The sequence below is a fragment of the Actinomyces qiguomingii genome, assembly GCF_004102025.1.
In the GTDB taxonomy this organism is placed as follows: Bacteria; Actinomycetota; Actinomycetes; order Actinomycetales; family Actinomycetaceae; genus Actinomyces; species Actinomyces qiguomingii.
This window is the reverse complement of the sequence record NZ_CP025228.1, coordinates 414,846-437,687: the sequence shown is the minus strand read 5'-3', so window position 1 is coordinate 437,687 and position 22,842 is coordinate 414,846. Positions and strand designations below refer to the sequence as shown.

The 22,842-nt window shown below is 67.6% G+C and carries 24 protein-coding genes; 8 read left to right on the top strand and 16 right to left on the bottom strand.

The window, feature by feature from the left end:
* Window positions 1-141 precede the first annotated feature (141 nt).
* The 3 genes from CWT10_RS01875 to CWT10_RS01865 are packed head-to-tail and all read left to right on the top strand — an operon-like array spanning window position 142 to window position 2,671.
* Window positions 142-1,146: an ABC transporter ATP-binding protein gene (locus CWT10_RS01875; protein WP_233188246.1), complete on the top strand. Its 1,005-nt coding sequence runs from the start codon at window positions 142-144 to the stop codon at window positions 1,144-1,146.
* Window positions 1,143-1,901: an ABC transporter permease gene (locus CWT10_RS01870; RefSeq protein ID WP_168190748.1), complete on the top strand. Its 759-nt coding sequence runs from the start codon at window positions 1,143-1,145 to the stop codon at window positions 1,899-1,901. The genes CWT10_RS01875 and CWT10_RS01870 overlap by 4 nt, the downstream gene beginning before the upstream one ends.
* Entirely contained in the window at window positions 1,901-2,671 is a 771-nt protein-coding gene (locus CWT10_RS01865) for an ABC transporter (RefSeq protein ID WP_103063719.1), read from the top strand. Before CWT10_RS01870 ends, CWT10_RS01865 begins: the two co-directional genes overlap by 1 nt.
* A gap of 35 nt (window positions 2,672-2,706) precedes the next feature.
* Here CWT10_RS01865 and CWT10_RS01860 read toward each other — a convergent pair whose 3' ends face one another.
* The 4 genes from CWT10_RS01860 to CWT10_RS01845 form a co-directional block, all read right to left on the bottom strand.
* Window positions 2,707-3,318 carry a hypothetical protein gene (locus CWT10_RS01860; protein ID WP_128683228.1) on the bottom strand — a complete coding sequence of 204 codons (612 nt, stop codon included), beginning with the start codon at window positions 3,316-3,318 and terminating at the stop codon, window positions 2,707-2,709.
* Between the two features lie 1,255 nt (window positions 3,319-4,573).
* Window positions 4,574-6,001, bottom strand: a complete 1,428-nt coding sequence (gene ygfZ / locus CWT10_RS01855) for a CAF17-like 4Fe-4S cluster assembly/insertion protein YgfZ (RefSeq protein WP_103063721.1) — start codon at window positions 5,999-6,001, stop codon at window positions 4,574-4,576.
* Window positions 6,001-6,831: a heme-binding beta-barrel domain-containing protein gene (locus CWT10_RS01850; protein WP_103063722.1), complete on the bottom strand. Its 831-nt coding sequence runs from the start codon at window positions 6,829-6,831 to the stop codon at window positions 6,001-6,003. Before CWT10_RS01850 ends, ygfZ begins: the two co-directional genes overlap by 1 nt.
* Before the next feature lie 107 nt (window positions 6,832-6,938).
* Window positions 6,939-7,811 (bottom strand): tellurium resistance protein TerC, encoded by an 873-nt coding sequence (locus tag CWT10_RS01845; protein ID WP_332881196.1) that lies wholly within the window; start codon window positions 7,809-7,811, stop codon window positions 6,939-6,941.
* Between the two features lie 129 nt (window positions 7,812-7,940).
* On the opposite strand from CWT10_RS01845, the gene CWT10_RS01840 reads away from it, so the two are divergent.
* The 4 genes from CWT10_RS01840 (at window position 7,941) to CWT10_RS17855 (ending at window position 11,685) form a co-directional block, all read left to right on the top strand.
* The gene (locus tag CWT10_RS01840; protein ID WP_103063724.1) at window positions 7,941-8,612 is read left to right on the top strand and encodes a winged helix-turn-helix transcriptional regulator; all 672 of its coding nucleotides are present in this window, start codon (window positions 7,941-7,943) and stop codon (window positions 8,610-8,612) included.
* 187 nt (window positions 8,613-8,799) lie between these two features.
* A complete protein-coding gene (locus tag CWT10_RS01835) occupies window positions 8,800-9,984 on the top strand; it encodes a phosphodiester glycosidase family protein (RefSeq protein ID WP_103063725.1) in 1,185 nt (394 codons plus the stop codon).
* A gap of 1 nt (window position 9,985) precedes the next feature.
* Window positions 9,986-11,203 (top strand): bifunctional glycosyltransferase family 2/GtrA family protein, encoded by a 1,218-nt coding sequence (locus tag CWT10_RS01830; protein ID WP_103063726.1) that lies wholly within the window; start codon window positions 9,986-9,988, stop codon window positions 11,201-11,203.
* Between the two features lie 125 nt (window positions 11,204-11,328).
* A complete protein-coding gene (locus tag CWT10_RS17855) occupies window positions 11,329-11,685 on the top strand; it encodes a hypothetical protein (protein ID WP_416171716.1) in 357 nt (118 codons plus the stop codon).
* Here the strand turns inward: CWT10_RS17855 and CWT10_RS01820 are convergent.
* Entirely contained in the window at window positions 11,646-12,314 is a 669-nt protein-coding gene (locus tag CWT10_RS01820; RefSeq protein WP_103063776.1) for a response regulator transcription factor, read from the bottom strand. The two genes, CWT10_RS17855 and CWT10_RS01820, sit on opposite strands and share 40 nt — an antisense overlap.
* Window positions 12,311-12,895, bottom strand: coding sequence for a histidine kinase (locus CWT10_RS01815; protein ID WP_233188247.1), 585 nt, complete (start codon window positions 12,893-12,895; stop codon window positions 12,311-12,313). Before CWT10_RS01815 ends, CWT10_RS01820 begins: the two co-directional genes overlap by 4 nt.
* A 398-nt stretch (window positions 12,896-13,293) precedes the next feature.
* Here CWT10_RS01815 and CWT10_RS01810 point away from each other — a divergent pair, with 398 nt between their 5' ends.
* The gene (locus CWT10_RS01810) at window positions 13,294-13,947 is read left to right on the top strand and encodes a CPBP family intramembrane glutamic endopeptidase (RefSeq protein ID WP_158247678.1); all 654 of its coding nucleotides are present in this window, start codon (window positions 13,294-13,296) and stop codon (window positions 13,945-13,947) included.
* Window positions 13,948-14,309: 362 nt separating this feature from the next.
* Here the strand turns inward: CWT10_RS01810 and CWT10_RS01805 are convergent, their stop codons facing one another.
* The 10 genes from CWT10_RS01805 to CWT10_RS01755 all read right to left on the bottom strand — a co-directional run bounded on the left by CWT10_RS01805 (window position 14,310) and on the right by CWT10_RS01755 (window position 22,312).
* Complete coding sequence (locus CWT10_RS01805; RefSeq protein ID WP_103063728.1) at window positions 14,310-15,071, bottom strand: anaerobic ribonucleoside-triphosphate reductase activating protein; 762 nt, start codon at window positions 15,069-15,071, stop codon at window positions 14,310-14,312.
* Window positions 15,064-15,300 (bottom strand): type II toxin-antitoxin system RelB family antitoxin, encoded by a 237-nt coding sequence (relB, locus tag CWT10_RS01800; protein WP_103063729.1) that lies wholly within the window; start codon window positions 15,298-15,300, stop codon window positions 15,064-15,066. Before relB ends, CWT10_RS01805 begins: the two co-directional genes overlap by 8 nt.
* Window positions 15,301-15,514: 214 nt before the next feature.
* Window positions 15,515-15,781 (bottom strand): type II toxin-antitoxin system RelE family toxin, encoded by a 267-nt coding sequence (locus tag CWT10_RS01795; RefSeq protein WP_103063730.1) that lies wholly within the window; start codon window positions 15,779-15,781, stop codon window positions 15,515-15,517.
* A gap of 32 nt (window positions 15,782-15,813) precedes the next feature.
* Complete coding sequence (locus tag CWT10_RS01790) at window positions 15,814-17,763, bottom strand: ribonucleoside triphosphate reductase (RefSeq protein WP_103063778.1); 1,950 nt, start codon at window positions 17,761-17,763, stop codon at window positions 15,814-15,816.
* A 555-nt stretch (window positions 17,764-18,318) separates the two neighbouring features.
* Complete coding sequence (locus CWT10_RS01785) at window positions 18,319-18,873, bottom strand: HipA domain-containing protein (protein WP_103063731.1); 555 nt, start codon at window positions 18,871-18,873, stop codon at window positions 18,319-18,321.
* The gene (locus CWT10_RS01780; protein ID WP_103063732.1) at window positions 18,870-19,157 is read right to left on the bottom strand and encodes a helix-turn-helix domain-containing protein; all 288 of its coding nucleotides are present in this window, start codon (window positions 19,155-19,157) and stop codon (window positions 18,870-18,872) included. The genes CWT10_RS01785 and CWT10_RS01780 overlap by 4 nt, the downstream gene beginning before the upstream one ends.
* A gap of 112 nt (window positions 19,158-19,269) precedes the next feature.
* Window positions 19,270-19,650, bottom strand: a complete 381-nt coding sequence (locus tag CWT10_RS01775; protein ID WP_103063733.1) for a hypothetical protein — start codon at window positions 19,648-19,650, stop codon at window positions 19,270-19,272.
* A gap of 187 nt (window positions 19,651-19,837) precedes the next feature.
* On the bottom strand, window positions 19,838-21,613 hold the full coding sequence (locus tag CWT10_RS01765) for a hypothetical protein (protein ID WP_103063735.1): 1,776 nt from the start codon (window positions 21,611-21,613) through the stop codon (window positions 19,838-19,840).
* Between the two features lie 139 nt (window positions 21,614-21,752).
* Window positions 21,753-22,088 carry a type II toxin-antitoxin system PemK/MazF family toxin gene (locus CWT10_RS01760; RefSeq protein WP_233188253.1) on the bottom strand — a complete coding sequence of 112 codons (336 nt, stop codon included), beginning with the start codon at window positions 22,086-22,088 and terminating at the stop codon, window positions 21,753-21,755.
* On the bottom strand, window positions 22,088-22,312 hold the full coding sequence (locus CWT10_RS01755; RefSeq protein WP_103063737.1) for a hypothetical protein: 225 nt from the start codon (window positions 22,310-22,312) through the stop codon (window positions 22,088-22,090). Before CWT10_RS01755 ends, CWT10_RS01760 begins: the two co-directional genes overlap by 1 nt.
* Window positions 22,313-22,842 lie beyond the last annotated feature (530 nt).

The window sequence follows — 22,842 nt, the reverse complement described above, 5'->3', positions numbered from 1 at the left end:
CCGGGGCGGGAATACGCCCCGGCGACGATTCGTCTCGGACGGCCCACGATGCATGAATAACCGTAAACCGATCCGATCCAGAAAGGTAGGCACCGTGGCCTCCTGGTTCAACGAAGGCTCGACCCATGCCATAGTTGCCGTGTGCCACCAACGCTAACTGCCGGTAACGCCCCTGTTCTGGCAGCCTCCGGGCTGCGGCGCACCTTCGGCAAGGACGGCTTCATCGCCGTCGACGACCTCTCCCTGAGCGTCGCCCCAGGCCAGGTGCACGCCCTACTGGGTCCCAATGGGGCGGGTAAGACCACAACCGTGCGCATGTGCGCCACCCTGCTGGCCCCCACCGCCGGCCAGATCCGAGTCGACGGCGTCGACGCCGTGCGTCGCCCCGAGGCGGCACGCGCCCGCCTGGGCCTGGTGCTCGGCGGGGAACTCGGCTTCTACCCGCGCGCCACCGCCCGAGACAACCTGTTGTTTTTCGCCGACCTGCAGGGGCTGGACCGGCACCGGCGCAGGCAAGCCGTGGATAGCGCGCTGGAGCGCATGGGCCTGGCCGACGTGGCCACCCGCAAGGCCAGCGCGTTCTCCCGCGGCATGTTGCAGCGCCTGCACCTGGCGCGCGCCCTGCTCGGTTCTCCCCCGCTACTCCTGCTGGATGAGCCGACCACCGGCCTGGACCCCGACGTCGCCCTCCAGGTGCGCGACCTGATACGAGAACTGGCCGCAGACGGCACCGGGGTGCTGCTGACCTCCCACTCCATGCCGGAGGTGGAGGAGCTCGCCGACACGATCAGCGTGATCGGGGCGGGTCGGATCGTCACCCGCGGGACGGTCCACGACGTCGCCACCCACGCCGGTATCGTCATGACCAGCGGCTTCACCCTGCCGGCCCACCTGGCCGACGGCGCCGCCCGGCTGCAGGAGCGTTTGGGGGCCGGCGCCGTCGTCGTGCAGCGCCCCGCCTCGAGCCGGTGGGCGGTGACCGTCTACTGGGCCGCGGGCGACTCGGGTGCAGACCGGGAGGCCCGCGCCGCAGCCCTGGCGACTGCTCTCACCGAGATCGGGGCGGAGGCGCCCACGGATCTGGTGACTCGACCGGCGTCGCTGGAGGAGGCCTACCTGGCCCTGGCGGACAGGCTCACGCGATGATCCGGCAGCTGCGCATGACGGTCTTCCACGTCCGCCAGTTCGTGTCCGTCCCCTACTTCATCCAGCTAATGGTCTTCACCACCATCGCCACCACGCTGGTGCAGTTCCTCGCCGCCCGCGCCTGGGGCGGGATCACCCCCACCCAGGGGTGGGTGCGCGGCGGCGTGATCGGCATGTGGACCACCACCACCTGTGCCGCCGGCATCATTGGATTCGAACGGTTCAAAGGCACCCTGGCGCACCTGGTGACGGCACCGATCGGGGCCCTACGCTTGCTGGCGGCCGTCGTCTGCGCCGCGGCCTCCTTCGGGCTGGCGGCGTTACCGGTGGCATGGTGCACGTGGGCGGTGGCGTCCTGGTCGGTGGACTTCACCGTCCCCGGTTGGATGGGGGCAGGCCGCATGGTCTTGGCTGCACTCCTGCTGCTGGCGGGCTGTCTGGCGCTGAGCTTCGTGATCGCGGCGCTGTTTGTGCTCACACCCAACGCGATTGCCTATGAGGAACTGCTGCTGGTGCCGGTGTTCATCGCCTCGGGGATCCTGTTCACCTCCACCGCGCCGCCGTCCTGGCTAGCCGGGTTCAGCCGTTTCCTGCCCCTATCCATGCCCTTTGACCTGCTGCTGGGGCGCGCCGTCGACGCCGTGGATGTGGCCGGCTGGTGCGTGTGCGTGGCCGCCTGGCTGAGCCTCGCCGCCTTTCTGGGGCGACGGGCGCTGCGAATGGCCACGCGCGCCGGGACCCTGGAGGTGATCTGATGGGGTTGTTCATCCGGCGCCTGGCCTCGGGGGTGCGCGTGACGTGGGCGTCGTCGACGGCCTTCGCCACCGTGGGCACGGCCGTGGTGACGCTGCTGGTGCTGCCGCTGCTGAACATCGCCTACGACGTCCTGCTGGGCGCGGATCTGTCAGCCCCCGACCTGGTGCGCACCGGCTACGCCGCCGCGCTGGTGGCCCTGGCGAGTTCCGTATGCGCTGGGGTTGTAGGCACCGTTGCCGCCGACCGCAACCTGGGCGTCTTCCAGGAGGTGCACACGCGTCGCCGTCTGGACCTGGCCTACTGGTTCGCGGTCGCGGCCGTGCCCGCGCTGTTGGCCCTGCTCACCGGGGCAGCCGCCATCGGCGCGGTGTTCGCTCTCTCTGCCGCCCAAGATGTAGCCATGCTGGGGCGGGTCGTGGCCCTGGCGCCTGTCGCCGTCGTCTGCGGACTACTGCTGGGGGTCGGCGCGGCAGGCATCGGCGTCGACCTGCCCGACCCCTACCTGGGAGCGACCATCGTCTCCACGTTCTTGCCGCTGCTGACCGGCGTGATTGTGCCGCTGTCGCTGTGTCCGGCATGGCTGCGTGTGCTCGCTGCCCTCGCGCCCATGAGCGGCACGGTGAGCACCCTCGATACAGGAGCCGACGGCATCGGCGCGCTGTTGGCCCGCGACCTGCTAGTGGCACTCACCTGGGCGGGCGTAGGCCTGGCGACCACCCGACACGCCGTCGCCCGGCTGCGCGCCGGACTGCGCCGGGATGTCATCTGAGTCGACGCACCGATGATCGCCGTCGCTCCTCGCCCTCAGCCCCGGGTACGACGTCGCAGGCCGTGAAGCATGCCGTGCGTCATGAGCCGCGCGACCGGACGTATAGTCCGCAGCATTCGTCGGGCGGCCGGCGTTTGGGGCACGTATCGCTCGCGCACCGTAAGGCGGCAGGAATGCAGTCCCGTCGAGGTGAGGACGAACGCCCACGTGAAGTCGAATTCCATCTCATTGCCCACGGGGGCGCTTCCACCCTCGCTGGACAGGATGAGGCAGCGCTCCGGCTCCAGGCGGGCGACGCCGAGGGAGATATCCTCCGCCAGGTCCACCGAGTCACCCTCCGTCAGGTTCTGCCACGAGGGGTTGATCGCATCAGTGCTGGAGATGCCCACACCGACGAGCTGACACAGCGCATCGAAGGAGTAGAAACCGCCACGCCCGTAGCCCATCTGGACCAGCCAGGGCCATACGTCAGCCACGGGCGCCTGCAACACCGTCTCATGCGTCTCAACGATCTCGGCGTCGGGCAGGAGCTCGTCCCCGGGCAGGGGCTCAGCAGCATCGCCGCGCGGGCGCAGGCGTCCATTCACATAGGCGACACCAGCTGCCCCTAGGGCGATGGGCACGATCCAGCGGCTGCGCTCGCTCATGAGTTCACCCTCCCACAGGGACAGCATTCCCACAAGGACCACAACGCCAAGTCATGGCGGGCACCGCAGGCGACGTCAGCCGGGTCTTCCGGTTTGCTGGTGTCGGGGCGGGGGTTGGCGTGGTGTCCGGGGTGCGTGGCTGCTTGCGGTTCGGTCGACTGGTCCGTGTCTGCTTGGCCGCCCGGGCTGCACTTGGACCGCCCCAGACGCACTATCAGACGGTATAACCGCAGATTCGCGGTCCAAGCAGGGGCCCGGGAAGGGTACGGGCGCCGAGCCCGGCCGGCGTCACCGCCGTCGGTCAGCGCACCGGGCGCCGGGCCACAAGCCCCAGGGAAGACCCAAGCCAGATCCCCGGACCTGGAGGGTTATTCACAGCATTGGCGACACTACCATACAATCATGACTTTTCCGTGCAATCGTGCGGAAAGCATAGGAATTCCGAGGCGGCTGATCGCCCCCATGAATAACCCTCCTGGTGTTGTATTCCGGGGTGGCGTCGGGCGCGTGGGGTAGGGGGTCTGTCCGCCCGCGGCGACCGTCCGTTGGTGCTCGTTCCCGTGCGCGGCGGCCCAAAGTGTCCAGGATCGGCACAAACGACTCCGAAGCCGCCAGCAGCTGTGGGCAGAACATTGGAATCATGCGGTTTCCGCAAAGGTGCCAGCGGTCGCCAACGGCCATTGTGCTGAACTCGGACATTCCTCCCCACGGCGGGAGCGCCCAGGCACACACCACCCACCAGCACCCGAGTCACCAGGCCGGCGACACCCACGCCCACCCCGCCCGCAAGCCGGAAGAGCGGTCGAACGAGCTGAGCGCGCAGTCGCCAAGTTGAGCATCGGCACGCGTCATATGTCATCCGACTCGGCGCACGCTTAACAAATCAACCGCCGACCACAAACCGCATGATTCTGCGGGTTCCCACGCCGGGTGCAGACCACCAGGAGAGCTCCTGCGTGCGGCGAGGTCTCCGGCGCACATGGGAGCACTTCAAGCGGATCCTGTCGGCCCCAGCCACTTCCTGCAATTCCGCATCATCTCAACGGAAATCCCGGATTGACAGAATTCCCGCCACAGGCTTAAGCGTGCGGCACGTATTACGCGCGATCCGCCTGTGAGAACGACGAGCACGCCCCCTTCGCACGACTGTTACTACATCGACCGACCGCGGCGAAAAAACACGAGGCGGTCAGCGCAGCAGGCCCTGGCCGTCACTTTGACCGACCTCGGTGGTTATAGCTACCGACCTCGGTGGTTATTTCGACCGAACTCGGCGAGGGGATACGGAGACGCCACGCAGGCCGGCGCCGGGGCGCTCGGAGGGGCTCGCCTGGGCTCGGCCCTCGGGAGAGACCAGGGGCTCCTGGGCGGCGTCCACCCGCGCAACAACCACGGGTTCAGCCCGCTCCGCTGAAACCCCAGAGTCCGTCACTTCCGGAGCGTCGGCCGGTTCCCCCGAGCCGGGGCCACCAGACGCTGCAGCCGCACCATCGACTCCCGCGGCCCCGGCCGCCGCAGCCACGGCCTCCTCCGGATTCGCGTCGGGGTCATCCGCGTCGGTGATCTCCACGGTCAGCGGCGCATCCGCGGGCACGCCCCGGCGCAGCAGCGCCAGCGCCATGGGGCCGTAGTCGACGTGCCGGACCACAGAGGTCACGGCGCCAACAGCCCGCTCCCCCAGGCACACAACCGCCCCCGGCGCCGGCATCCGGCCGGTGAATCCGTCGAGCTGGAGCACGGTCAGCCGCCGCGGCGGACGGCCCAGGTTGAGGGTACGGGCAACGGTCTCCTGTCCCGGGTAGCAGCCCTTGTTCAAGTGCACGGCGGTGCGCAGCCAGTCCAGCTCGTGCGGGATCGTGCGCGCATCCACCTCGCGTCCCCACCGCGGCCGCCCAGCCTCCACGCGCAGCGCCTCCCAGGCCAGCGACCCGGCCAGGCTCCGCCTGGTTCGTCCGAGAACACCAGGCGCTCCCGAGGAGGCGCCGAAGTCGAAGGCACTGGCGGTGTCGACGTCGCCGCTGGATCCGCCGCCCCCATCGGCGTCGGTCAGGAAGGTCTGCACTACATCCCCAACCGCATCGGCGTCCACCAGCACCCAGGTGGCCCGGTAGCCCGCGCCGGGGTGCTTCCGCTCCACGCCCACGTCATAGCTGGTGCCGCCCTCGACCACACCCGGCCAGGGGTCGCGCCAGGTCGCCACATGGGCACCAACCTCCCGGGCGGCCTCCTCCAGGGCGGCGCCACCCTCACCGAGCGCACCCAGCACGGCCACGTCCTCACGCACACTCACCTCCACGCGCAGCATGAAGCGCATGGAGTTAAGGAACTCGGCCAGTGCCCGCCCACGGCCGGCCTCGGTGACCAGCAGCAGGGTATCGCCAACGTCGACGCAGGCCAGGGCGTGGGCGACATGCCCCTGGGCGTCCAGCAGCAGCGCCTCCGCGCCGCCATCGCCGGGCGTCAGGCGAGTCAGATCTTGGCTGGTCAGGGAGGTCAGCCAGCTGAGCCGGTCGGGGCCGGTCACGGCGACGACCTCCCGGGCCAGGACGGTGGCGGCCAGGCCGGCAGCCAATGCGTTCTGCTCGCGCAATGGGTCGTCGTAGCGGGCGGGCACGGCGGCGTCCAGGTCGCCGGCGGGGTTGGCGACAGCGTCGGGGCACGCCAGCAAGGCACTGGAACGCATTAGTCAGCCTCCGTCGAGGCCGTAACCGACTCGCCCCGTCCAGACGCGGAGGTATCCGCGGTGCCCGCGGCATCGGTCAGCGACAGTGCATCTTGCTCCAGGGAGGACTCCCCGGCCGTCGCCGCCTCGGCTGCGACGCGCGTCGCCTCGTCGGCGGCGATGGCCTCGCGCAGGGCCGCGCCGGGGTCGGTGTCGTCCTCGGACTCCACCCGGCCCAGGCGCCCGGAAGCGTAGGACTTCGACTCCTCCTCACCGAAGGCAGCCATGTCCTGGGTCCACATGAGCTCCCCGCCCACAAGTCCGAACATGCGACTCATCTCCGTTACGGAGGCAGCGGTGCGGGTGCGGCCCACCGCCTGGGTGCCGACCTGGGCACGCGGGCCCTGGATCCAACCCTCCCACACGCCGACATGCCCGGCGGGGTCGGCGGAGACCAGCTCCAGGGAAGTAATCGGGGTCTTCGAGGCAGGACCGGAAGCGGCAGCGTGGCTGCCGCGCCCTCCGCCGTCATCGGCAGGCGCCTCCTGGCCGACGGGCCGCCAGAAGGTGGTTTCGGTGGACCAAATCTGCGCGGGGGTCAGGCGCGCGGCGCCCTCCAGCCCGGGCATTTCGAAGTCGAGGTCCTGGCTGCGGGTGGCGTCCACGGTCCAGATGGTGCTGGTCTGCCGCAGGTAGGGGCCGCCATCGTGGTCGAAGGTCATCTCTTGATAGACGGCCTGCTCCGGCACGGTCTCCCCGTAGGTGAGGATGCCGTAGCCGCGCCAGGTACCTACCAGCCAGGCCAGTGGGTACAGCTCGGGGGCAAGGTCGTCGGGAATCGTGAACGCCATGGGTGCAGGGTACGGCCGGGGCGCGGCCGGCGCCACGGCGCCGGCGTCAGCCCGCGATGAACGCGGAGGCACCCCGTCAGCCGGCAATGAACACCACGGCTCCAGCCTCAGCCCGCGATGAAACCGCCCATGAGCCGGGCGATGGCGTACACCGGGGCACCCAGGGACAGGATCGGCACAATCGCGCTGGCCACCGCGGCCCGGCCGCCAGGCACCCACCGATGAGTCCACAACACCCGGTTGGCCACCGCCATGAGCACTCCCGCAACGAAACCGACCACCAGGCAGGCGGCGGCCGACTGCAACGCCGGCTCCAGGCCCACATGCCCGGTGCCGAAGAAACCGACCGAGGCCAGCACACCGCCCACAGCCCCCGCCACCAGTGCCGGAACAGTGGCGGTGAGCACCTCTAGCACGGTGGCACGCACGTTCAAGGTGGTCAGCAGGGCGCCGGTGAACAGGGCCAGCGTGCAGGGCACAATGATGGCGGGATCGGCGATTCCGGTGCGCAGAGCGCACCAGCCAGCGCCGGAGATCATGACCAGGTTACCGGTGACGGTGGAGGACAGATCCTCCACCAGGTGCTTGCGGCCGTCCCTGCGGACCATCTGGGCGAGGAAGGCTGCCGGCACGCTGAAGGCCATGACCACCCCGGCCATGCCGAAGTCGTTGGTGACCGCCACCAGCACCGCCGCGCACAGGCCGGTCAGGGTGATCACCGCGGTGGACCCCTGGTCGTGCCGCGTGCGCACGAGCGCCGGCCACCCCTGTCCGGTCAGGGGCACCAGCAGAACCACGACGATCAGCCGCACCCACGGCGGCATCGCCGCGGAGGCGGCCAGGAGCACGGGAACGACGCCGGCCACCGCCAACCGGGTCCAGGCCGGATCAACCAACCCCACCTCAATGGGGCGGTTTGCGCCGCGCCGCGTCCCGAAGCTGCCGGGGTCTGCCATACCTGGCACGTCCTGGGTGTTCACGGTCGCATCGTCCCACACCCGCGGGCTGCACATGTACTGGCTCGTGCCCGGTCGTGTAATCCCCTCGCAAATACAAATGTGGTTCACTGAGGCTCACACCCCTGCCGGGACCGGAAGGAGGCGGCAGCCGTGCGCGTCATCATGTTCACCCGAGAGGACGACGCCACCGCCGTCGTCCCCGCCATCTCCTTCATCGACTGCCAGGTAGAGTGCCTGAAACCGATCCCGGCCTCCTATGCCGCCGTTGGCGGGGCGGATGTGGTGATGGTCGACGCCCGCAGCGACCTGATGCGTGCCCGCGCCCTATGCCAGTTGCTGTCCGGACCGATGGACTGCGGGCCAATCATCCTGGTGCTGCAAGACGGCGGCGCTGCCGTCGTCCAGCCCGATTGGGGCGCGGCGGACTTCGTCATGTCCCAGGCCACACCGGCCGAGTTGGGCGCGCGGCTGCGGCTGGTGCATGTGCGCGCACCCGAATCGGAGACGATCCCCGAAGACCGTATTGAGGCCGGCGACCTGGTCATTGACACCACCGCCTACACCGCCCGTATCCGCGGCACCCTGCTGGACCTGACCTACAAGGAATTCGAGCTGCTCAAGGCGCTAGCCCTGAACCAGGGGAGGGTGCTTACCCGGCAGGCACTGCTGGATGAAGTGTGGGGCGAGGACTACATCGGCGGCTCGCGCACCGTTGACGTGCATGTGCGTCGCCTGCGCGCCAAACTCGGCACCGAGTACGACCACCTGATCGGCACGGTCCGCAACGTCGGCTACCGCCTGGACATCTCCGAACAGCAGTAGAGCAAGCTCGGTGAGCACCACCCCGCACCCACCAAGACGTAACACGGTTGACCCTGCATGCAGCCGGGATCGGCGACGTTGCCCGTCTTAAGGCAACGCGAGGATCTCACAGGCAGCCACTGGATTCACAGGGGCCCCACACCCGCGTTACGGGCGACGCACACCGTCACCCGCTTTGGTTGGGAACATGTCCAATGCTTCTATCCCTGAATCCAGTGCAGCCCATGGCTCCTCCCGGGAGACCGGCCGTACGGGCTCGGCACCGCCGGATCAGCTGACCGCGGCCCGGACTTCGCACCCAGGGGCGCCCTCATGCGAGGCCACGGGACGGCCAGCCCGCCAACCCGCGGCACGACCCACAGCACAGCCGGCCCGCCAACCCGCGGCACGACCCACAGCACAGCCGGCCCGCCAACCCGCGGCGCCCCGACGTCACTCCCGGCGACGCCTCCTCCTGGGCGGCGGCACCCTGCTGGGGGCCGGCGTCGCCAGCACGGCCGCCTGGGCACTGAACCGGTTCGTCATCGAACACGTGGAGGTCGACGACGTGGCCGCCTATGAGGCAGCCAACTCCTCAATGCTGTCCACCAGCTCAGCCGGCGAGGCCACCGACGTAACAGTCACCACCGACTCCTACACCTCCTCGCTGACCTCGATCGACGTCAAGCAGGTCTCCACCGGCTCAGGGGATGACGCGGTCACCTACTACGTCGCCGACGTCCGGGTCTCCGACGCCACCGCCCTGCGCAGCGCCTTCGCCAACAACGCCTACGGCACCAACATCACCGCCCTGCCCTCCGCGATGGCCACCGAGCACGGCGCCGTGCTGGCGATCAACGGCGACTACTACGGCTTCCGCACCGACGGCATCCTGATCCGCAACGGCGTCATCTACCGGGACGACGGTGTGCGCGACGGCATCGCCTTCTACGCCGACGGCCGCGTCGAGGTGTACGACGAGACCAGCACCAACGCCGAGACGCTGCTCGCAGCGGGCGTGTGGAACACCCTGTCCTTCGGGCCGGCGCTGGTAAGTGGCCGCGCCGTGCTGGCCGGCATCGACGCCGTCGAGGTGGACACCAACGTCGGCAACCACTCCATCCAGGGCACCCAGCCGCGCACGGCGCTGGGCGCCGTCGCGGACGGACACTACCTGTTCGTCGTCGTCGACGGGCGCAGTAAGGGCTACTCGCGCGGCGTCACGATGACCGAGCTGGCGCAGATCATGGCGGACCTCGGCTGCGAGAGCGCCTACAACCTCGACGGTGGCGGCTCCTCCACGCTCTGGTTCAACGGACAGGTGGTCAATCGGCCATCCAACGGCGGCGAGCGGGAAACCTCCGACATCCTCTACATCGCACAGGGGGCCTGAGATGAGCACGATCAAACCCAGCACCGATTCCTTCCCGCATCACCGCCCGCGGGCGGCGGCAACGCCCCGGCCGTCCGCCGTCTACGGCGCACCGGGCCGCACGGCGGAACCGGTCCAGGCGGAGGAAAGCATTCGCAGCGGCCTGTCGGCGCCGATCCCGGACAGGCGGGCGAGGTCGGCGCCCGTACGCCCCTCACGAGTCGGCGTGGTCGTAGTCATCCCCGCCTATCAGCCCGACGCGCGCCTGCCGCGGCTGGTAAGCGACCTGGTGCGGGAACTGCCCGGATGCCGGGTGCTCGTCGTCGACGACGGCTCGGGACCGCAGTACGCACAGGTGTTCCGGGAGGCGAGCGCGCGCGGGGCGGATGTGGTCGGATACGACTCCAACCGCGGCAAGGGGGTGGCGCTGCGTGCCGGGCTGGCGCAGGCGGCCGCGCTGTGGCCGCAGGCGGACGTGGTGTGCGCCGACGCCGACGGGCAGCACCAGCCCAGCGATATCGCGGCGGTGGCGCGGCGCGTGCACACCACTGGCCGGATGACGCTGGGCGTGCGCCGCTTCACCAAGCCGGTGCCGCTGCGCAGCCGGATCGGCAATACGGTGACGGCGTTGACCTTCCGACTGAGCACGGGCTGGCGCCTGAGCGACACCCAGACGGGTCTGCGCGGTTACCCGGCCGGGAATACCGCCTGGCTGGCGGATGTGCCCGGGGACCGCTACGAGTACGAGCTGAGTGTGCTGCTGCGCGCCCACGAGCTCGGCATGGAAGTGGAAGAAGTGGAGATCGCCACGGTGTACGAGCCGGGCAACGTATCCAGTCACTTCCGGCCGCTGCAGGACTCGGCGCGTGTCTATGCGCCAATGCTGGGTTTCCTCGGGGCTAGCCTGGTGTGCTTCGGCATCGACTGGGTCGGGGTGGTGGTGCTGTATGTGCTGACCGGCAACCTGCTGGCGAGCGTGGTAGGGGCGCGGCTGGTGTCCGGAACCGTGAACTTCGTGATGAATCGGCGGGTATTCCATGCGGCACCCGGCACCATATGCCGCACGGCGGTGCGGTATCTGGCTCTCGCGCTGGTGCTGCTCGCCGCCAGCTACGTGCTGCTGCGGATACTGACGGGGCTGGGGATTCCCCTGGGACTGGCCAAGCTGCTCGGTGACGGCGTGCTGTACACCGCCAGTTACCTGGTGCAGCGGCGGGCCGTGTTCCGGGAGCGACGCTAGGAAACACCTCCTGGTTGCTGTGGGCAGGTCCCAGTCGGGCACACGGGCAAGCGAGTAATGGAGAGTTGTCGCCTGTGACCTCCTCTGCGCCTACCTGGGCACAAAAGTGCAACTGACCCAGGCAGGTGACTTCGACCGGCCTTGATGCGGGCGGTGTTAGGAGGAGATTTAGGCTGTCAGTCGTCGCGGTGGCGCGCCGGGCCGGCCAGCCCTCGAGCTACAGGGGGAAGGCGACATTCTCGGCGGCGGTCAGGGATGACAGCAGGTTGAAGTCCTGGAAGACGAAGCCGATGGCGCGGCGGGCAACTGCGTCGAAAGTGGCACAGAATGCAGCACTTTCCCGCCACGCCAAACCCACATCGGAGGCAGCAGACGCGGAATCATGCGGTTCGACTCTCCACCGAGAACGATCGACGCTCGAAAGTGCTGCATTCCATGACAGCTACGGCTGCTTCGCGGCCCGCACCAGCCCGGACTCGTAGGCGGCGATCACCAGTTGCGCCCGGTCTCGGGCGCCCAGTCGCGACAGCAGGGCGGTGACGTGACTGCGACGGGTGGCGCGGGTGATCCCAAGTTCCGCCTCGATCTCGGTGTTCGACATTCCGCGGGCGATCAGCGTGAGCACTTCGCGTTGCCGCGAGGTCAGGGTCTCCAAGCGCGCAGTCGAGGAGGTCGCAGCGGGCAGGCAGTGATCAAGCAGCCGGGCCATCAGGCTTGGGCCTAACAACGATTGTCCGGAATGGACGGTGCGCACCGCGTCGACGAGTGTGCTCGGGTCGGCATCCTTCAGGAGGAATCCGGAGGCGCCGGCGCGCAGGGCGCCCAGAAGGTACTCGTCGAATTCATACATGCTCAGCATGAGCACGCGCGTGCGTGCCAGCTGCGGGTCGGCGCAGATACGGGCCGTAGCCTCTATACCGGAGAGCGCCGGCATGCGGATGTCCATGAGTACTACGTCGGGGCGCAGCCGCGCGGCCTCGACGACGGCGCGTTCCCCGTCGGCCGCCTGGCCCAGTATGGCCATGTCTGGCTCGGTATCGATCAGCGCCACCAGCGAGGCCCGCAGCAGGCGCTGGTCCTCGGCCACCAGCACGCCGATTTCTCCAGTCATGCCCGTGCCCACGCCGTGGCCGCAGTGCGACTGCAGCTACTTCGCGGCGCGATTCCGGCATTGGTGCCCTCGCGATCCGCGCCTGCGGGCAGCGGGGCGGAGGTGGATTCGCCCGGGGAATCCTCACCATGCAAAACACGCAACATGCGCAACAGCCCAGCGGTCGCCTCACGCGACGCCTGTTCCACCTCTTGCAATGCGACGCGCAGGTCCTGCGGCTCGTGTTCCAGGCGTTGGGCGACAGCGGCCCGAACCATGATCGCCCCGAGGGCGCCTGAGACCGCGTCGTGCAGGTCGCGAGCGATTTCCAGCCGATCCTCGGCGACCGCACGGGCAGCCGCCTCCCGGGTTAGTGCCCGCTCAAATGTCGCGCGGTCGCGGCGCCGCAGCCACCAGGCCAAGGCGGTCAGACCGACCAGCACGGCCCACGCCACCATGCGCACCGCCGGACCGGGTTCTCCAGAGTCGGCGGTGGCCGCCAAGGAGGCGACCAGGAACAGCAGGGCGCAGGCCGCCGCCGCGCGGCCTCCGCGCGAATGCCGGCACGGAACAGAAACGGACGTTACAGGCAGTTGCGACACCGCCACAGTGTATCTAGAGCGCCAACATCGGCAATCGAACCGGGAATGTACGACCCAGGTATGACGACAGAGCGAGACGGTCCTACCGCAGGCGGATTCCGCCACTGCTATCGCACATCAGACTTGTGGCCACATTCTGGCCACCTAGCACGCCCGATTCGCTCCGCGAAATCATTTTGTCCGCTCGGGGCACGGGTCGGGGCAGCACATCGAGCAGGCAGCCGACATCGAGTCACAAAGATTCCGGACCACGCGAAGCCGGACCGAGAGGAGACGCAATGGAACCAAGCCGCCCATCAGCTGAGTCCACCACTTCAACCACCAGCTCAACCGCGGCCGCAGAGATCAACGGCAGCACGCACAACGACGGCAGATCTAACGTCACAGACAAGATCACCATGACCATCAAGCTGCTGTTCATAGTCGCATACGCCATCGTATTCCTGCTCCCGGTGGACCTGCCGTTCGTGCCGGAGGGCAGCGGCCTCACCCTGACCATGGTCGCCTATCCATCAATGTTCATTCTGGCCGTGGCAGGATGGCACCGCGAGCTGGTTGCACAGGTGCGTCAATTGGTTTCGGGCGGCCTGCGGTCGGTCGGAGCGCTGGCGATAGGGCTGATTGGGGCAAACATACTGGTACACCTGGGCACATTGATATCCGATTGGCTCGCCGCTTCACTGCCCAATGCGGGGGAGCAACTCACCAATGACACCAACATCTCCTCCGCCATCGACGCCTACCCGCCTTGGATGATCATTGGCGCACTGGCAGTCGTGGGGCCGATCGTAGAGGAAATGTTCTTCCGCCAGTTCCTGCTGTCTGCTGTCGCCAAGCACACTCGAACCTGGGTGGGAATTGTCGCGTCCAGCATACTTTTCGGAATGCTGCACATGAGCTCATTCAGCCTGTCCGAATGGGTGGGGATCATTCCTCACACCTGTTTCGGCATCGCATTCGGTATCCTGTTCGCGTGGATGCGCAAAAATGTGCTGTTCCCGTCCGTCGTGCATGTTCTGAACAACCTCAACGGACTCGTCCCCTCGCTGTGAGCCGCCGCCTTCCCCAGGGGCTCGGCCCGGTCAGCTTGGACGTCCTGGCCGATGAACCGGCTGCGGCCCAGCCGGGCTAGCTCCCGACCACGCCAGTGCCCTACAGCTCCTCGACCGTTTACCGCGAGCGCAACGACGTCCGAAGCAACCGCGCTAGCCGGGTCCAACACCACCACACCCCAAACTGGGAGAGCCCGGTTGTTGCGACCGAACTCGATGGTTATTTCGACCGAACTCGACGGTTACTTCGACCGAACTCGATGGTTACTTCGACCGAACTCGGCGGATGAGGGGGACGGCGGGGTGTCAGGAAATGAGCTGTCAGGAGGCGGGTGTCAGGACGGGGTCAGGCGGGGCGGTAGTCAGGCGGGGCGGTAGGTGAAGCGGTCCCAACCGAGGGCCTCGATCTGGGCGGCCATGCGCTCGCACTCGGCATCCCAGCCGGGCGCGGACACGGCGAAGTTGCCGGTCGTGCCCGCGCCGCGGGCCTGCTGGAGGGCGTAGACGCGGGCGCCGGCGTCGTGCACGCGGCGGGCGACCTCAACGGCGTCGGCGGCGGTGACGTCCCCGGGGATCACGGTGGTGCGCACCTCGAAGTCGACCCCCTTGCCGCCGGCGGCCGCATCTACCAGCACCTGCAGGCACTCCCAGGCCTTGGCGGCGGAGTTGGGGCGGCCGACCACGGCGTCGTAGTGCTCGGGCAGCGCCTTGATGTCGAGGCCGACCCAGTCGACCAGCCCGCGCTGCATCAGGTCGCGCAGGCGGCCCGGGTAGGGGCCGGCGGTGTGCAGGCCCACCTGGAAGCCCATTTCCTTGACCTCGGCGGCGGCGTCGGCGAGGGCATCCTGGCGCAGCGCCTCCCCGCCGGTGAGGACGACGCCGTCGAGCAGACCGCGGCGGCGGGCGAGCAGGGAGCGGACCTCGTCCCAGGCGACCGCGCCGGGTGTGCGCGTGGGGATGAGGTCCTGGTTGTGGCAGTAGAAGCAGTTCCAGGGGCAGCCCTGCATGAAGACGGTCGCGACCAGGCGGTCGGGCCAGTCGACGGTGGACATGGGCACGAGTCCGGCGATCTGCAGGTCGTCGGCGGGGCGGTGCGCGACGCCCTTCTTGAGAGTCTCAGTCATCGAGTCCGAGGCTCGCTGCGATCTCATCGAGGCGGCGCGTCCTGATCTCACCGCGCCTGGCCGCCTCCGCTTCGGCCTTCAGCGTGTACGCGTACTCCAAGTCATCGATGTAGGACTCAATGGCCTCACGCACATAGAACGTCGCCGGGCGTCCGGTCCGAGACCCCAGGTCATCGAGCCGACGCTTGAGCTCCTCCGGCAGTCGTACGCTCAGAACTGCTGTAGACATGTTTACAGCATAGGAGCCGACCTTCGCTTCCGACAAGCCCAGACCATATGGCGAGGAGCCCAGGTCTACCGTCTTCACATGACGAACCGGCCGTCTCCCAGCCCACATGGCGAGGAACTCAGGGCTCCCTAGACCGAGCGCCGAGGCCCCACCGCTGAAACGGCAGACGCCCCGGCGCCTCTGCGGCCAAGTCGCGAACAGGCCCGGCGATCTCTCACCGATAGACCGTGGAGCGATGACCGACATCGATGGCGAGGATCACGCAACGCTCATCCTGGACGTCGATGATCACCCGGTAATCCCCGACCCGGAGCCGGAATTGTCCCTTAAGCGGGCCGGTCATCGGCTTCAGGAAGCTCCGCGGATCGTCAGCTGCCTGGATCTCCCGCAGCTTGCCGACCACACGCGCCTGAACGCCGCGATCGAGCCGGCGCAGCGAGTTCTCGGCGCGAGGAGTCAACTCAACGATCCAGTCCGCCACCTACCCCTCTTGCTCCGTTGGAGACCCGGCCCTCAGGCGCTGATGGCGGTCAGGCGCGAGGTGGTGGTGCCGTGGGCGCCGGCGGCCGCCTCGGTGAACATCTGCCGCTCCATGTACTCGCCCTTCTTGCCGATGTTGAAGGACTTCACGGGGCGGAAGTAGCCCATGACGCGGGTCCACACCTCGCACTCGACCGGCTCGGCGTCGGGATGCAGCTCGGCGCACTTGGGGCAGGTGAAGTGCTCACCGGCCAGGTAGCCGTGGGTCGGGCAGATCGAGAAGGTCGGGGTGATGGTGATGTAGGGCGTGCGGAAGGCCGTCAGTGAGCGGCGCACCAGCTCCTTGCAGGCCTGCGCGGAGGAGATGTGCTCATTCATGTACAGGTGCAGCACCGTGCCGCCGGTGTACTTGGTCTGCAGCTCCTCCTGCATCTCCTGCGCCTCGAAGGGGTCGTCGGTGTAGCCGACGGGCAGCTGGGAGGAGTTGGTGTAGTACGGGTTGGAGTCGGTGCCGGCCTGGAGGATGTCGGGGTAGCGCTTGCGGTCCTCCTTGGCGAAGCGGTAGGTGGTGCCCTCGGCGGGGGTGGCCTCCAGGTTGTACAGGTGGCCGGTGGCCTCCTGGATCTCGACCATGCGTCCGCGGACGTGGTCGAGGATGCGCACGCACATGGCGTGGCCGCGCGGGTCGGTCAGGTCGTAAGCATCGCGGGTGAAGTTGCGGACCATCTCGTTCATGCCGTTGACGCCGATGGTGGAGAAGTGGTTGTCCAGCGTGCCGAGCCAGCGCTTGGTGAAGGGGAACAGGCCGGTGTCGATGTGGTGCTGGATGACGGTGCGCTTGAGCTCCAGGGTCTGCGAGGCAATGTCGATGAGGCGGTCCAGGGCGGCCACCAGGGACTCCTCGTCGCCGGCGTGCAGGTAGCCCAGGCGGGCCATGTTCACGGTGACGACGCCGACGGAGCCGGTCTGCTCGGCCGAGCCGAACAGGCCGTTGCCGCGCTTGAGCAGCTCGCGCAGGTCGAGCTGGAGGCGGCAGCACATGGAGCGGATCATGCCGGGGTCGAGTTCGGAGTTGATGAAGTTCTGGAAGTAGGGCAGGCCGTACTTCGCGGTCATGGTGAACAGCCGATCGGCGTTGGGGCTGTCCCAGTCGAAGTCCTTGGTGATGTTGTAGGTGGGGATCGGGAAGGTGAAGACGCGGCCGTCGGCGTCGCCGGTGGTCATGACCTCCATGAAGGCGCGGTTGATCATGCCCATCTCCGCGGCGAGGTCGCCGTAGGTGAAGTCGCACAGCTCGTCGCCGATCAGCGGGTGCTCGTCGGCCAGGTCGGCCGGGCAGGTCCAGTCGAAGGTGAGGTTGGTGAAGGGCGTCTGGGTGCCCCAGCGGGAGGGGACGTTGAGGTTGAAGATGAGCTCCTGCATGCACTGGAGGACCTCGTCATAGCTCATGTTGTCCAGGCGGACGAAGGGGGCCATGTAGGTGTCGAAGGAGGAGAAGGCCTGCGCGCCGGCCCACTCGTTCTGCAGCGTGCCCAGGAAGTTGACGATCTGGCCGACGGCGGAGGAGAAGTGCTTGGCGGGGCCGGAGGCGATCTTGCCGGGCACGCCGTTGAATCCCTGCTGGAGCAGGTTCTTCAGCGACCAGCCGGCGCAGTAGCCGGCGAACATGTCCAGGTCGTGGATGTGGATATCGCCTTCCCTGTGGGCATCGCCGGCCACCTGCGGGTAGATCTGGCTGAGCCAGTAGTTGGCGATCACCTTGCCGGAGGTGTTCAGGATCATCCCGCCCAGGGAGTAGCCCTGGTTGGCGTTGGCGTTCACGCGCCAGTCGGAGCGGTCCAGGTACTCGGTGATGGTGGAGACGGCGTCGATCTGCGGTCGCGAACCGTGGGCGACAGCGGAGTCAGCAGAACCCCGGGCAACAAGCTCGGGATGAGCGGCTGCCAGATGAGCGGCGGACGGGGTCTGGGTGCTGTCGGACACGATGGCCTCCACTGCGATGCTTGGTTCTCTTCTTTGAAGAAGCGACGCCGTCCCGGGCCCATAAGGCCCCCGTCGGCGTCGCCGATGCGCCCGAGCCTACTCCAAGACCTCCTCACAAACGACATTGATGTAACACATCATCTAGGAGCGTAACCCGGCGGCGACCACAACATGTTGTGGTCGCGAGCCGCATGGCATCCACACCGGATCCGCAACGACGGCGCCATTCGGCCAGGCCGTCGAACAACAGACACCCCACGCCTTGTGGTGACACAGCCCACACTTTTGCGGGCGCGCAGGCGTGTCGCTGCACCGGGTGAGCCACACCAGCCCGCGCGGCCGCGTCATCATCAACCCAGCCACGGTGATCGGCAGCAACTGCAACATCGCCACGGGTGTCACGATCCCCGCAGTGACTGCGGGAGGGGCTTCCAGCCGTCGGACCCCGCGGCCTCAGGCCTCTGAGCTGAGCAGCCGGGCCCGTAGATCATCCAGGGTGGGGCCGTCGAGGCTCCCCAGGCGCCAGGAGGTCTTGCGGGATCGCGAGTTCGGTGATCATGCGTGTTCCTGGTTGGCGAGGGTAGCGAGCGCCTCGATACGCGGGGCAATGGCGTCAGCCATAAGGGTGATCTCCCGATCGGGAATCCGGCTGGCGCGAGCGCGGTCGCGCCAGGACTCACCCAGGCGAGCAACGCGAGCTATTACTTCCCGAGCTGCCGTATTGGTCAGGCCGCAGTCCTCGGCAAGCGCCAACAAGGCCTCCGCTTCATCCGGGAACGCGTCGGCGCCACCGATAGACGTCGCTCGACCGGCGGCAAGGTCGGGATTGGGGTTGACGTCGAATACAGGGCTGAGGCGCCAAGACCTCCGTTCCATGAGGAAGCCGTGGTGGCGCGGATGATCGTCCGTGTTGCCGACACCGACAGAAAACACGACACGCGCGAAGAGTTCGCGGAGGTCGGCGCGCGGAGAGCGGGACAGGTCGCGGATCGAATCGACGACGTCGAGGAGGAAGGTGGTGGAAACCTGACTCCGCGAACGGGTGAAGTGCTCGGTCCCTACGCGCTGCGGCTTCGATTCAGTGTAGAGAAGGACTTCGACGTCGGTCATCGGGCTCGCCGCTTCGTCAGGCTTCCGGCGCGCAGGCGGCCGATTTCTGTGGATAGCGGGTCGACGGCGTCGACTACTTGGTCGAGGATGCCGAGGGCGCGCAGCACTTGGGCGACGGCGCCGAAGGAGACGGTGGGATCGCCGCGTTCGATCTTGCGCAGCGTATCGCGACTGATGTCGGCCCGCTCGGAGACCTGTTGGGCGGTCAGCCCCAGCACCATGCGCCAGCCACGGACGTGCTCGCCGAAGGCGGTCATCTGCCGATTGATCCGATAGCCGGGCATGTACACCCCCTTATGGCGTGCATGTTCGTCATATTAGCAGGTTATGACGAACATGATCGCCGTTGCGCTACTCGGAGCTGGAGTGCCCAAGCCAACGCAGCCCTGTCCGGGATCATGCGTCAAGAAGCTGAGCCACTCTCTGATGCGACACTCCCATAAGCATGCCGACCTCACGGAGAGTCAACCCGTCCTCGCGCAGAACTCGCGCCGCCGCACGGGACTCGTCCGCGGCCCTGCGCGTCGCCGCATCCGCCTGCTCACGTAGCCGCCGAGCCTCCGCCATGTGCTCGACGTAGTCGGCGGGAAGTGTGGTTTGGACATCGAAGTCGACCTCGGACTCAGGGATGCCCGCGAGGTACGCAACGGCCTCACGCATCTCATCCCTCGCCTGATCGAGACGACGAACCTGGGAGACCGCGCCCACCTCGGGGACCTCAAGAACCCACCAATTGCCGATTCCCCGCTCGGCCTTGAGAACAAATGTTCGACTCATCGCCACCATCCTTTTCCGCCGAGGACCTCGGCGAACTGATCGAAGAACCTGCCCGCCGTCACGTCGTCGATCTCGACGTGACGCCCGAGGGCTCGCGTAACACTCCCGACTCGGACGGCGGTATGGCGAGTGAGTTCACGAACCTCGTATTCAAGTCCCCGGTCGCGCGCTGCGCGCTTGACCCGCTTCAGCACCGCCGACCGTTTCGTGGCGGCAGTCTAGTCACACTAGAGGTCTTCGGCAATGCCGACTTGCCATCCCGAATTGGACCTCGCCCGTCCGCCAGCAGCGGGTCGGAGCGCCGCTCCTCCGCGGGCAGGTTCGCTGCTGTCATCAGCACGTCCGCGACGCGCCGCAGCAGTTCGCCCTGCTCGCCCGCGGCCGCCCGGTCGGAGAAGTGCGCTGCGAGGTTCTCATCCTTGGTGATGATGTCCAGCCGCGCCCCGTCCTCGCCCTGCCGATACCGGACGTAGCGCACGTCCGCCAGCGGGAAGTCGTAGTCGATCAGTCCATCCCTGGTGAGCGTGGAACGCGAGGCGAGGAAGAATCGGGTCGGAGTCACCCCCAGATATCCGCCCTTGAGGTTGCCGCCCCTCGCCGAGGCGCGACTGAATTCGGCTAGGGTCAGCAGGGGCTCACCATTGGGCAGCACCCACCTGAGAATGTCAAGCACGTGCGCCACGGCGTCGTCATCCTCAATGACCTTGAGGTTCGGTTCCAGGGCCGCGGGGGCCTCATAGGCACCGACGCACAGCGCTGCCACGTAGTTGGTCATGGCCGCAACGATCTGCTCGGTGCTCGCGGTCTGCGGCGCTCGACGCAGCATCGGAAGGCGCCCGGAGACCTGCCCCGCCATGTCGCCGATCCTGATACCGGCACGACCGAGGTCGACGCCGGGCGCCTCCAGTAGCGCCGCCAGGTGGCAGTACGCGTCGAGCCGACCGAGCACCTGGGCGATCCTCGCCATGGTTTCGGCCCGCTCGGCCGGTATCCGTTCGGCGCGGTACCGCACGAGTTGCTTATCCTGCTCGCTGCGCTCACTGTCTGAGGCGATCTCGGCCGCTGCGAGCAACTGGTACCCGTAGTGGGCGTTGGCGGACATGACGAGCCCTTGGACGTCGGCGGCCACCTCCTGGGCGTGCTCCCTCAGGTAGTCGCGCCGCTCGGCAGCGGTCCCGCCCAGCGCCTTGAGGTGACTTTGCAGGCGGCCGTCGAAGTGCTTGTACTCGGCACGAAGCTCGGACTCGAGGTGCGCAACCCGGCCGAATACCCGCGGCGTGACGGCCCCGATTTCGCGCGCCTCATCAATGGCGCCGACGACGGTGTCATACATGCCGCTGAGGGCGTTCCAGTGGTCCCGCAGCAGGGTTTGGAGGACGTCGCGAGTCAGTTCTAGATTCTGGTCAACCCGTTTGGACAGCGAGGTCAGCTGCGCACTGATGGCCATCAGGGCGAAGGCCGGACCGGCGCTCGCTGCCACCGTGGCGGCTTGAACTCCGGTGGCGGGGACCCAGCGAACCTGGGCCGCGAATTTACCACCTCGGGTCAGGACGCCGAGGTTGTAGCCGTCCTTGACGATCGTATTCATGGTGCGCAGGTTGCGTAGAGTCTCCGGAGCGAGTCGCACCAGTCCCTGCGCGGAGACGAGCCCTTGCGCTCCCTGCGCGACGAGGTTGAGCGCACCGGCGACGTTGCTGACGGCATCGGTGATCTCGGTGTTGGCCCGCTCCCCCAGACTGAAGGGCTCGATCTCCCAGCCGTCCGGCACCGTGTCGGCGAGTAGGACGGCGACGCCGGGGGCGGCCTCCAGCAGCGTCAGTTCGGTGGCAGCCCCCGCCGCCGGCGCTTCCGCTCCCGCATCGGCCGGCGCCGTCGACGTCGTCACCGCCTCGGCCGCCTGCGCAGGTGGTTCACTGGGCTCCTGCGAAGCCTGTGATGAGCCCTCTGTCTCACTCGCGTCCACTGGCCCCTCCTCGCCCTTGGGCTACGTGTCAGCGGGAACGTTAGCGCCTGCCGAGCCCCACTAACCCGCCTTCGCGTCTCGAAACGAGGGCAGTTCCATTGCTCATCCGGTCCGGCCAGTCACCCCCTGGCTGGACACGCTAGGCGATCCAGTCTCTCACCCAGCTAAGCACCTGTCCCAGGACATCGTCATCAACAATACCAATACGCTCAGCCAGTCTTCTCCGGGAGATTGTGCGGACCTGTTCGGTCATGGCGAAGGAGTCCTGGGGCAGACCCGCACCGCGGGGAATCCGCACATGGTTCGGCCAGCGTCGGTTGACGGAGGTTACCGGGACAGTCACGACCAACGTCGTTACGGCGTGATGGTAGCGAGCATTGGAGATCACGAGAACAGGACGTCGCCCAGACTGCTCACGTCCAGCCGCCGGATCCGGCGCAGCCCACCACAGTTCGCCAGTCAAAGGCTGCGGCATCAGTTCCACGCGTCCGACTCCCAGTCAGCAAGCTCGGCAAAGTAAGCCTCATCCGGCGGGTTGGCGTCCATGGCCGCCTTGAGGTCGGCGAAACGCAGCTCACGCTCCGCAGCATCGGCCATACGGCGGATGGCGACATCCATGGTGACACCCTGACGCTCAGCGAGGGCGCGGACCGCATCACGGGTACTGCTCTCGACTTTGATCGTAGTCATCCTATTCATGCCACAAGTATGCCCGCGAAGGCATACTATTGACCATACCTGCAGTCACCCAACAATAGACCCCTCGGGGAAGCCCTCACCCCGGCCCCTCCGAGTTGAGCACCACTGGTCGGTCGATGTCGAGTGTTACCTCGACGCCCAGGGCTCGCAGTTCATCGGAGGCGCAGCGACCCTCACGCTCATCAGAAGCCGCGCTTCGCCCTCTCGGCGGAAGAGTGTGCGTACCGACCTTGATCGCCGTCACCCTGGACACGACTCCATGTATGCCCGACGACGAACCGCCTCTTCGTGGAGACATGGCGGTTGGCGGTGCGAGCATCCGAGGTGGGGCGGCGCTGAGGAGCAAGCGTATGCGGTGGGATGCAGCGCTGGGCATGGCGTTGGCGACGCGGAGGCTAGAGCCCGATCATTGGGTACGTCCCTTCGGCCTCTACTACGCCAGTTAGACCTCCGCTGAAGAGCCCAGAGCCCTTCAACAAACACCTAACCGGCGTAGCAGACACCGAACAGGCGTAGTAAACGATCTCGGC